This window comes from Komagataeibacter sp. FXV3, from assembly GCF_015155755.1.
Lineage (GTDB): Bacteria > Pseudomonadota > Alphaproteobacteria > Acetobacterales > Acetobacteraceae > Komagataeibacter.
Map to the genome: position 1 here is coordinate 1 of NZ_VWPI01000110.1, position 10,786 is coordinate 10,786.

At 61.0% G+C, this 10,786-nt stretch carries 12 protein-coding genes and 1 pseudogene; 6 read left to right on the forward strand and 7 right to left on the reverse strand.

The features are described from left to right. On the forward strand, positions 1-215 hold a 215-nt coding region (locus F1542_RS10150), incomplete at its 5' end, for a hypothetical protein (RefSeq protein ID WP_193732928.1). On the opposite strand, the gene F1542_RS10155 is transcribed toward F1542_RS10150, so the two are convergent. The 3 genes from F1542_RS10155 to F1542_RS10165 form a co-directional block, all read right to left on the reverse strand. Next, on the reverse strand, positions 178-510 hold the full coding sequence (locus F1542_RS10155) for a multidrug efflux SMR transporter (RefSeq protein WP_193732937.1): 333 nt from the start codon (positions 508-510) through the stop codon (positions 178-180). The two genes, F1542_RS10150 and F1542_RS10155, sit on opposite strands and share 38 nt — an antisense overlap. Before the next feature lie 4 nt (positions 511-514). Further along, positions 515-703 carry a hypothetical protein gene (locus F1542_RS10160; protein WP_193732938.1) on the reverse strand — a complete coding sequence of 63 codons (189 nt, stop codon included), beginning with the start codon at positions 701-703 and terminating at the stop codon, positions 515-517. A 338-nt stretch (positions 704-1,041) separates the two neighbouring features. Beyond that, on the reverse strand, positions 1,042-2,097 hold the full coding sequence (locus F1542_RS10165; RefSeq protein WP_227672650.1) for a restriction endonuclease: 1,056 nt from the start codon (positions 2,095-2,097) through the stop codon (positions 1,042-1,044). Between the two features lie 144 nt (positions 2,098-2,241). Between F1542_RS10165 and F1542_RS10170 the strand changes: the two genes are divergently transcribed. Next, positions 2,242-2,841, forward strand: a complete 600-nt coding sequence (locus F1542_RS10170; RefSeq protein ID WP_193732930.1) for a GDSL-type esterase/lipase family protein — start codon at positions 2,242-2,244, stop codon at positions 2,839-2,841. Between the two features lie 101 nt (positions 2,842-2,942). Then, the gene (locus F1542_RS10175) at positions 2,943-3,338 is read left to right on the forward strand and encodes a hypothetical protein (protein ID WP_227672651.1); all 396 of its coding nucleotides are present in this window, start codon (positions 2,943-2,945) and stop codon (positions 3,336-3,338) included. Between the two features lie 82 nt (positions 3,339-3,420). On the opposite strand, the gene F1542_RS10180 is transcribed toward F1542_RS10175, so the two are convergent. After that, positions 3,421-5,070: a sulfatase-like hydrolase/transferase gene (locus F1542_RS10180; protein WP_193732932.1), complete on the reverse strand. Its 1,650-nt coding sequence runs from the start codon at positions 5,068-5,070 to the stop codon at positions 3,421-3,423. Positions 5,071-5,289: 219 nt separating this feature from the next. On the opposite strand from F1542_RS10180, the gene F1542_RS10185 reads away from it, so the two are divergent. Then, positions 5,290-6,510 (forward strand): NADP-dependent isocitrate dehydrogenase, encoded by a 1,221-nt coding sequence (locus F1542_RS10185; RefSeq protein WP_193732933.1) that lies wholly within the window; start codon positions 5,290-5,292, stop codon positions 6,508-6,510. 151 nt (positions 6,511-6,661) lie between these two features. On the opposite strand, the gene F1542_RS10190 is transcribed toward F1542_RS10185, so the two are convergent. Next, on the reverse strand, positions 6,662-7,921 hold the full coding sequence (locus F1542_RS10190) for a dicarboxylate/amino acid:cation symporter (protein ID WP_193732934.1): 1,260 nt from the start codon (positions 7,919-7,921) through the stop codon (positions 6,662-6,664). A gap of 268 nt (positions 7,922-8,189) precedes the next feature. Here F1542_RS10190 and F1542_RS10195 point away from each other — a divergent pair, with 268 nt between their 5' ends. Continuing rightward, positions 8,190-8,777 carry a TIGR00645 family protein gene (locus F1542_RS10195; protein WP_193732935.1) on the forward strand — a complete coding sequence of 196 codons (588 nt, stop codon included), beginning with the start codon at positions 8,190-8,192 and terminating at the stop codon, positions 8,775-8,777. A gap of 290 nt (positions 8,778-9,067) precedes the next feature. Beyond that, positions 9,068-9,574: an Rrf2 family transcriptional regulator gene (locus F1542_RS10200; RefSeq protein ID WP_193732936.1), complete on the forward strand. Its 507-nt coding sequence runs from the start codon at positions 9,068-9,070 to the stop codon at positions 9,572-9,574. Between the two features lie 44 nt (positions 9,575-9,618). Here F1542_RS10200 and F1542_RS10205 read toward each other — a convergent pair whose 3' ends face one another. Both F1542_RS10205 and F1542_RS10210 read right to left on the reverse strand, forming a co-directional pair. Next, positions 9,619-10,215 (reverse strand): DedA family protein, encoded by a 597-nt coding sequence (locus F1542_RS10205; RefSeq protein ID WP_187293606.1) that lies wholly within the window; start codon positions 10,213-10,215, stop codon positions 9,619-9,621. 390 nt (positions 10,216-10,605) lie between these two features. Further along, positions 10,606-10,786: pseudogene (locus F1542_RS10210) on the reverse strand (5,6-dimethylbenzimidazole synthase); the annotation flags it as partial.

Sequence of the window (10,786 nt, forward strand, 5' to 3'; positions counted from 1 at the left end):
CCATGGTGGACCGGGCGGTGGTGGCCACGGTCCCGGCGGCGGCCCGGGTGGTGGCGGTGGCCACGGCCCTGGTGGACCGGGCGGCGGTGGCAGCCACGGTGGTGGCGGCGGCGGTCACGGCGGTCCGGGCCGACATTGATGCACATGGCCGGTTCCGTTTGCGGGACTGGCCATTTTTTATCCGTGCTGCCCCGCGCCCGACAGCAGGTTCATGACCAGCACGCCACATATGATAAGCGTCATGCCCACGACCGCCGCCAGATCCAGCTTCTGTCCCAGCACCACGCGACAGACCAGCGTGATGAGTACCGTGCCGATACCCGACCAGATGGCATAGGCCACGCCGGTAGGAATGGTCCGCAACGCCAGGGACAGCGAATAGAACGCCACGCCATACCCGACCACGGTCACACATGACGGTCCCAGCCGCGTAAAGCCACTGGATAACGTCAGGCAGAACGTGGCGGTGACTTCCGCCGCAATCGCGATCAGCAGATAGATATAGGCCATGCCCCTACCCGCGCCGACGGCCCACCGTGCCACGGGGGGGCAATCCCGTCATCCGGGGCCGGGGTACGCGTGGTGGCAGCGGCGTTTCATCGCGAATTGCCACGGCATCATGTCCACGGGCACGCAGCGCATCAGCGAATCGCTGGACATGGGTCCATTGCGCGCCCGCATACAGTTCACGCCCGTCCAGCATTACACGATGTCGTCTCAACTTTTCCCTCATCCCCTCAATATCTGGCCTTAAAGATGGGGATGGTGGCCATGAAACGCAACGGCACGGGAAATTTGTTTCAAGCGTGCAGGAAACCTTCGCTTTCGTGAAACGATTCATGTATAGGAAAGATAGGAGGTATGATACATGAGCAACTCTGCACGCATGATCGCCCATCTGCTGATCACAGTCCGGTTGAGTACGCGCAATCGTCCTTCCGCCCCTGTTCCCGCAGTTTCGCGCGATTGAACAAGCCGCGCCGGGGTTGCCCGGCGCGCATCCATCAGACATATTTTGTCATGTTATGACATAATGAAGAATCACGCCTTTTTCCGTTCCCGTGTCAGGCGGTCGGCAAAGGCGGGCAATTCATCATGATGCAGCAGGAACACGTCGTTGGATCGGGCCAGTTGCCGGGCCGAAGTCGTGTAATCCGCATTGGAGACCACTGCTGCAATATCGGCATGGTAATGCAGCCGGGCTGCTGAAATCTGCTGCACGGCCTCGTTCCCCACCGCATTGCGGTACAGCTTGCACTGCACGACCAGCCGTTTTCCACCACGTATGGCGATGACATCCGCACCCTGGTCCCCGCCAGGTGGCGTGGCCTGCGCATCCCACCCACAGGCACACAGGCGTTCGGCGCAATAGCGTTCATAGGCGATCGGGTCCATGTCCGGCGCATAACCGTTGCTGGCCTGTCCTGTTCCCGGCAGCGTCTGGCTGGCCACATGCTCGATCCGGGCCATTACGCGATCTGCAATGGCGGGCCATGCCCATTGCAGGCGACGGCCCCGCAGGGCAGGCTGCACGATCGTCCTGATGAATTCCGCCTTTTCACGTTGCCACCGGGTCGTGCGTTCCACGCCATAACTGTTGACCTGCACCAGTTGCCTGCGCCGGATTCGCAGCACGTCGGCATGACGGGACACCAGTCGCCTACACACGCGCCAGGCCTGCCGCCTGCGTAAAAACCGCCAGCCATACCGTAACAGCGGCCACAGCAGCACCGCCCCGACTCCCGCCATGACCAGACGCAGCAGGCCGGATGGCCGCGACAGCATATGACCCGACACGGGATGCAGGACGGTGGCAGGAAAATACAGCGTGCCTTCCCCTTTCTGGACAGGCAGGTGACGCAACAGCACCGCATCACCGTGGTGGCCCAGCACCTGCCAGTTTCCCGCCCCGTCCACGCGCCTGCAATGCAGCTGGATCAGCGTCCGCTCAGACAGGGCTGCAGGCGACAGGCTGCCCACCCGTTGCAATGTGGCCGCCTGCGTGCAGCCCACGGTTGCGGGGGGAACGTGACAGGTAGCCTGTCCCGCCATGGCAGCCAGCGGAACCAGCAGCATCCCGCATCCTACCCATGGCATGATCCCTGCACGCATCCCTGTGTTCCACCCCGTGTTCATAATCCGTTCCGCGACACTAACGCATGAGAACAAAATGGGAAAGTATGGAAATACCACTCTTTTCCAGCATGGTTTTTTGTCTTCCGCCATGCCTATCATGCCGGTATGCGAATCTGTTTTATCGGCGACAGCTACGTAACGGGCACGGGTGATGAAACCTGTCAGGGATGGGTGGGACGCCTGTCCGCCATGGAACGGCAGGCTGGTCATGACATCACGCCCTACAACCTGGGCGTGCGGGGACAGACCAGCCGTGACATCGCCTTGCGGTGGCATGCCGAAACGCGGCCCCGGCTGGAAGGACGCCATGACGGGGGCGTCGTGCTGTCCTTTGGCGTCAATGACTGCACATCCACCGCGCATGGGCAGTCGCGCGTGCCGCATGATGAAGCCATCGCGACGACACAACGGATCGTGCAACAGGCCCGGCAGTCATGGCCGGTCCTGATGATCGGCCCACCACCGGTCGGGCGGCCCTGCCCCGACGGGCGCACACAGGCGCTGTCGCATGCCATGGCGGGCATATGCGCACAGTTGTCCGTGCCCTTCCTGCCGGTATGGGAACCGCTGCTGGCCCATCCCACATGGTGCACTGAGATCGCGCGCGGTGATGGCGCCCACCCGGCAGGTGGCGGTTATGCCGCGCTGGCGCGGATCATCCATGACTGGCCTGCGTGGCGAAAGTGGATGGGACCGCTACCCTAAATCCGCGCGCCGGTTTATCCGTTCCCCTTGGCATGGCGCGACGGCAGGGTCACATTCGCCACATGACCGCCATATCCCGTTTTGAACAAAGGCATACAGACATGAAAAAGATCATTACCTGTGCCCTGCTGGGCGTGCTGGCAGCCAGCGCCGTGTCCACAGCGCATGCCGAAGTGCCGGAGGGGGAACTGAACTCGCTCTACATCCGCCCGGAAGTGAAACTGCCCGCGCCTGCGCTGACGTTCCCCAATTATCCCGTCGTCGATGACTGCACGACGGAATTTGGCGATGAAGTCACCAATGTCTGCGTCACACAGGAAAAGGAACGCGCGCTGGTCCTGCAGCCTGCATGGGACGAGTACCAGGACAGCGACAAGATCGCCTGCCAGGAAGACGTGACGCATGTGCGCCATATCCAGCTGTACAAAAACCTGGCCTACTGCCTGGACAAGCGCCGCTATGATGCATGGCTGAAGAAGCATCCCAACGGAAAATAAAAGTTTTCAAGCGCCGCCTTTTTTCAAAAAGGCGGCGTTCCTTTAAAGCTTGTTGAAAAAGCTTTACCAAAAACTTCTTTCTTTAATTCCGTGCAATATGGCACCGGCCATTATCATGGCTGTGGTCATAATCGACATTCTGGTTGGTCGTGCTGTCCCCATGCACGATACGTGGCATGTGGACGGGATGGGCTGACAGCACCGACAGACCCGCATCCGCCGCCCCGTAATGCAGTCCCGCCGCATCCAGCACGCTCGGCGGCAGGGCCGCAAGCGTCAGCGGAACATGCACGTTATCCCGCGCGGTCTGTGCCGCCTGCGGGTGGGCTGCCTGCCACGCTGCGGATGTCCACAGATAAAACGGTATTTCATATGCGGCGCGCACATCCCCATGCGCGGGGATGCCGCCGGTACATTCCGCAACCCGCACGCCGTGGTCGGATACATAAAACAGGGCGGATTCCCCGCCATGTGCCGCCAGCGTGGCGCGGACATGGGCCAGCATATGGTCGGTATAGGCAATACTATTGTCATAAGCCGTGCCAAGGCTAGCAAAACCGCGTGGATAACGGTCGGCCGCGTTTTCATGGCTACCGAACAGATGCAGCACGATAAAGACCCGCCCATGGGCATCCGTAATCGCATGGTCCACGACCGGCAGCATGCGTTCGTCCAGCACCGGGCTGCTCATGATCCCGTCATGCACGGTGGTATAGGCGATATGGCGGGCCTGTTCCGAATACGCGCCAATCACGCTGTCATATGGCCCCAGACGCGGATGGTTGCTGATCCACCACGTATCGAACCCCGCTGCATTGAAGACCGATACAAGGTCATGCCCCGGTACCGCACCGGGCCGCAGGCGGTCATAGCCGGACAGGATGACCGGCACGGCGCCCACCGTGTAATCAAAAGGGGTAACCATGTCATCAAAGCGGACAAGCCCCGGCACCTGCTCCATTTCCGGTGTGGTGGAAAGGCCGTAGCCATAGCTGTGGTGATGATCGCGCCGCGCGCTTTCCCCGATCACCAGCACGATCACCTGTGGCGTGGTGGGGGGTGGTGGGTCAAAATGGATCGGCTCATGACTGATCCGCCGCGCCATTTCGCTCACGCGCCGGGTTTCACGCCGGGCGGCGATGTAGCCGGTCGCCATGCTCCACGGCCATGCCCGGTCAAAGCGGGAATGGATGGGCACCATCGGGTTTTCGGTCCCGCCGCGCGTGGGGGGCAGATGCCGCCATAACTGCACGGTGGGCACGATGATCCATGCCAGCAGCACCGCCACGCAGGCCATGCGCGTCCGGGCCCGCCAGCCAACCACCACCCTGCGCGGCCGTGACAGGTAAAATCCGGCCAGCACCACCCACACCAGCGTCCATAGCCCCAGATACGGCAGGACAGGCCGCACATACCCGACCACGACAGGGAACGAGCAGTAAAACAGGATCAGCCACAGCGGATAGCCCGGCGGTGTGCCACTTATGCTGATGTAATACAGCGCCGCTGGCAGCAGCACGACCACCGGCAGCAGGCACGCCAGCAGTACCCGCCTGCTGTTGAACAGCAGTGCCACCACCGCCCACAGCACAACCGATCGCACGATCCCCTGCAATGCCGTGCAGGCGGGCAGCAGTGCAAGAACGGCCATGAGGCCAAGCAGCGTATCGGGCCACAGGCGCTGGAAACCGGCCTGCCGGCGGGCCGGATCATGGGGGAAACGGGCGGTCATGCCCGTTTCATGTCACACGCCCCCGCCCGCGGGTAGCCCCATCATGCCGGCGGCCCGCGCAATGATGGCACGTTTGTGAATGAACCCGCGCGCGGCAATGCTTTTTATCCCCTGTCGGCACGCCTAATAATGCGACCGCCGGGAGGCCGCTGCGCGAACGGGCGCCAGAAAGAAAAAGCACATAAAAACAGTAATCATCTAAAGGCAGACAAACGTACCATGGCAAAAATAAAGGTCAAAAATCCTGTTGTCGAAATGGACGGCGACGAGATGACCCGCATTATCTGGCATTTCATCCGCGAACGGCTGATCCTGCCGTATCTGGATATCGACCTGAAATATTACGACCTTGGCATCCGTCACCGTGACGAGACCGATGACCGCGTGACGGTGGAAGCCGCCGAGGCCGTGCGCCGGTATGGCGTGGGCGTAAAATGCGCCACCATCACCCCCGATGAGGCACGGGTGGAGGAGTTTGGCCTGAAGAAGATGTGGCGTTCGCCCAACGGCACCATCCGCAACATCCTTGATGGCACGATCTTCCGCGAACCGATCATCTGCTCCAACGTGCCACGCCTTGTCCCGCACTGGACCCAGCCCATCGTGATCGGCCGCCACGCCTATGGCGACATCTACCGCGCCGCCGAAACCCGCATTCCCGGCCCCGGCAAGGTCACACTGCGCTACACCCCCGCCGATGGCGGCCCGGAACAGGTGCTTGACGTGCATGACTTCAAGGGTCCCGGCGTGGCACTTGGCATGCACAACACCCGTGCCTCGATCGAGGGGTTCGCGCGCGCGTCGCTGGCCTACGGGCGGGACCGCAGGCTGCCGGTCTACCTGTCCACCAAGAACACCATCCTCAAGGCCTATGACGGCATGTTCAAGGACGTGTTCCAGGAAGTGTACGAGCGGGAATTCAGGGCCGAGTTCGAAAAGCTGGGCCTGACCTACGAACACCGCCTGATCGATGACATGGTGGCCTGCGCGCTGAAGTGGAAGGGCGGCTATGTCTGGGCGTGCAAGAACTATGACGGCGATGTGGAAAGCGACATCGTGGCACAGGGCTTCGGCAGCCTTGGCCTCATGACTTCGGTGCTGCTCAACCCGACAGGCGACGTGGTGGAAGCCGAAGCCGCCCATGGCACCGTGACCCGCCATTTCCGCGAACACCAGAAGGGACGCCCCACCAGCACCAACCCCATCGCGTCGATTTTCGCATGGACACGGGGTCTGGCCTATCGCGGCAAGTTCGATGACACACCTGACGTAACCCACTTCGCCCATACGCTGGAGCGTGTCTGCATCGAGACCGTGGAGGGCGGCCAGATGACCAAGGACCTTGCCCTGCTGGTCGGCAAGGATACCAGATGGCTTGACACCCAGCCCTTCCTTGACGTGCTGGATGAAAAGCTGCGCGCGGCACTGGCCAAGGCGTAAAAACACGAACGGGACGGCCCACCAGCCGTCCCGTTTTTCATAGACCCGGTTAACAAAAGTTATTGGGTGCCGCCCTTTTTTCAAAAAAGCAGGCGTTCTTTGAAGCTTTTTGAAAAAAGCTTCACCAAAAACTCCTTTAAATTTCAGAATTTTATTCCCCTTCCGCCAGTACGTGGTCAGCCAGCTGGCCTTCCCATCGCGCGGCAACGGCGGCGGCATAGCCATTGCCCAGCACATTGGTTGCCGTGCGCGCCATGTCGAGGAAGTGGTCGATCCCCAGTATCAGCGCCAGCCCGGCTTCCGGCAGGCCGAACTGCGGCATGACGGCCGCCAGCGTGACCAGGGCCGCGCGCGGCACGCCGGCGATGCCCTTGCTGCTGAGCATCATCACCAGCACCATCGCAACCTGCTGGCCCAGCGGCATGTGAATGCCGTAAGCCTGCGCAATGAACAGCGCCCCAAAGGACTGGAACAGCACCGACCCGTCCAGATTGAAGCTGTAACCCAGCGGCAGCACGAAGCCGCTGATGCGGTCGGGCACGCCAAAACGCTCCAGCCGTTCCACCAGCAGCGGATAGACGGATTCACTGCTGGCCGTAGCAAAACCCAGCAGGATGGGCTGCACCAGCATCCGGGCCAGTTCAAACACGCGCCGGCCCAGCACACAGAAGGTCATGGTGGTCAGCAGCACCCACAACACGCCCAGCGTGCCATAGAATTTGCACAGGAACAGGCCGAACGTTCCCAGTATGCCCGCCCCACTATGTGCCACGCTCCCCATGACGGAACCGAACACCGCCACGGGGGCGACATACATGACCATGTCGGTCATGCGCAGCATGATGCGCGCCAGTTCCCCCGTCCATGGCAGGATCAGGCGCTGCGCATCCTTGCCCGCCACCGGCAGCGCCAGCCCGAACAGGATGGAGAACACCACGATCTGCAGGATGTCATTGCGACCCATGGCATCAAAAATACTGGTCGGCACGACATGCAGCACGAATTCGATCGGGTCGAAGTGACCATGCGCAAGCCCCAGATCCCCCACCGATAGCGGGGTGATGAACCCGGCCCCCGGCTGCAGCAGGTTTGCCGCCACCAGCCCCGTCACCAGCGACAGGAAGGACGCGGCAATGAACCACAGCAGGATACGCCCGCCGATCCGCATGACCTGCGTCCCGTCGCCAAGGCTGCCGATACCCGATACCAGGGTGGCAAAGACAAGCGGGGCGATGATCATGCGCACCAGCCGCAGGAACAGCCCCGTAAGCAGGGTGGCAACCCGCGCGGCAGGGTCACTTGCCGCTGGCCCCGCCGCATGCAGGACCAGCCCCACCACAACACCCAGCACAAGGGCCACGACAATGGCGCGCGTGCGGTGGTTTGCATTACTTTTACCGGGATCGGCCAATATCTCAGTATCCTGTTGCGGTGAAAGACACGCGGGGAGTAGCGCGGCGCCCCCCCGTCACGCAAGGCGGCGACCCACCCGGCACCAGCCGTGCATTCCGCCATATGTCCCGGTCATGCGCCATAATTCCCGTCCCGTGATGGCACCCGGACCATGCCGGGACACATAAATGTCATCACCAGCCGGAGCAGGAAAAAAGTCCGATAAAAAAGTTTGGAGATGCAATATATACCTACCCATTCGGGTAGGATGAGATTATACAGACCCCATGCACGATCCCACGCCGCAGGCGTCGTCTCCGGTTCCCACGCAGGGAACACCATGGCTGGAAAGCGGCCTGGAACGACTGTTCTTCCGGGCGCGGTGGTTGTGCGCACCGCTATATCTCGGTCTGACAGCCGGGTTGCTGGTGATACTGGTCAAATTCTTCCAGACCGTGTGGACGCTGGTCAGGCATAGCTACACGCTGGAATTCGATGATGTGTTTGTTGGCATCCTCGACATGATTGACCTGGTACTGCTGGCGAACCTGCTGCTGATCGTGATGTTCGCGGGATATGAAAACTTTGTTTCCAAGCTGGATGTGCGCAGCCACCGGGATTTTCCCGACTGGATCGGTCACGTCACGTTCGGGGACATCAAGATAAAACTCATGGCTTCCATCGTGGCCATGTCCGCCATTCATGTACTGGCGGATTTCATCCGGGTTAACGAAATCTCCAGCCGGACACTGGCATGGAGTGTAGGCATCCACCTGGCCTTTGTCGTATCGGGCCTGATGCTTGCGATGATGGACCGGATGATGGAACCACCCGCCAGCCCGGCAGGGCCGCGGAGAGAATCGGGCACCCACTGACAGGTCGCCTATCGCCGTTACGGCGGCCAGAAACATGACGCCCGGGCGGGCGTTGCAGGCACGAACTGGCGCCTGAGGGAACTTGCACCCGTTGATTTGGGGCAGGAAGAAGGCATTTGCGCCCCATTGAAATCACATTTGCGTGATATTATAGGACTGTTTCCGTCATCTTTATTTGCCATTGGCTTACTAAAACCAAGGGCTGGAGCATGTTTTGACATATAAATTGCATTTGAAATGCTATTTATATGGGTCTGTTTCTGTCGATTACCCCTATGTTAGATAGCCATATGCGCCTGACCCTGCACACCGATTATGCATTACGTACGTTGCTATACATGGGAATCCATGCGGATAGACGCGTGTCGATCCATGAAATTGCCAGCGCGTACGACATCTCCGAAAATCACCTTGTCAAGGTCATTCATCGGCTGTCGCGCCTTGGGCTGATCGATGCACGCCGTGGCCGGGGCGGGGGACTGTTACTGGCCCATGCGCCCCAGGATATCCGGATTGGTGACGTCGTGCGCCAGACCGAGGACGACATGCGCCTTGTCCATTGCGAACCGGGTGCCTCCGAAAATGCCAGTTGCTGCATCCTGTCGGACATGTGCCGCCTGCGCGGGGTACTGTCGGTGGCGCTGGGGGCATTCATGCAGGTGCTGGATTCCACGACACTGGCCGACCTGCTGCCACCGGAAGAACATGGCATGCTGCGCGAGCGCCTGCCCGGTCCCAAGCTGACAGTGCCCCCGACCCGCAAGATCGCCGCGCAGGACAGGCCGACACTCCAGTAAATCATTCCCATACATGGGATAACCGAACCGGACCGTAGTATCGCTTACGCCACCGGTGATCCGGACGTGCCCTGCGCTGCCGCATCCGCACGGGCTTCAAGCAGGGCCTGCCGGGTCAGGCGTTCTTCATTGCGACGCAGGAAAATGGCACTGGCCACCAGTCCGGCAGCCACTGCCAGACCCATCGCAATACTGGCGGTGCCTGACACCTGCGTCACCTTGCGGCCAAGGTAATACGCACCTGCGGCATAGCCCCCGGCCCAGCACAGGCCACCCAGCGCATTGAACACCATGAAGCGCGGCCATGGCATATGGTTGGCCCCCGCCAGCAGGGCAACAAAGACCCGCAGCAGGGCAACAAACCGTCCGAAAAACACGATGCCACTGCCATGATGACGGAACAGGAAACGCCCCAGCAGCAGCCGGTCCGGGGTCAGCTTGATCCGTGCGCCATATTTCTGCAGCAGTGGCAGGCCAACCTTTCGCCCGATCAGATAACCGATGTTATCCCCGATCACGGCCCCCGTCACAGCGGCAAGGGCCACGAACTGGATATCCAGCTTGTGGGTGGCGGCACAGTAGATGGACGCTGAAATGATCAGTGTTTCAGCCGGCAGCGGCAGTCCCATGCTTTCCAGCATGACGATAAAGGTAATTACCCCATATCCGTAATGCTGGAACAGGTATTCAAAATGGTGCAGCAGCGTTCAGTCCTCCATCGCCGGGAAACGGGCATGATCCATGCATTCCGCGTACCGACACGACCGGCCCGCCCGGCACGGGATGCCAGCAGGTGGGGCAAGAGTACATCACCCGAATAAACCCGCCTGAAACCCGGCAGGCACAATGGGTGAAACAGGACGACAGCAAAACCGGCTTTAGCGAATATCTGCCACCCGTTTTTTTTCCTGTCCGGTTCCCCGTGCCTGCCACAGGTCAGCGCCAGGGCATGACCTGCGCACGGCCATGGTGGAACCGGGCCTATCCCGTGATATGGCAACCAACACCCGGGCCGATGGAAACCCGTGGCCCTAGCGCCTGATCCACTCCCGGCGTTCGGGGGCACGCCTTTCCCATCCGCGCCGTTCCAGTTCGGGTGTGCTGGCAGGCTGGGCCGGGTACCCCACACATAGATAGGCGACAAGTTCCAGCACGGGGTCCATATCCAGCACGGCCATGACCCGTTCGGGATCGATGATGGAAACCCAGCCC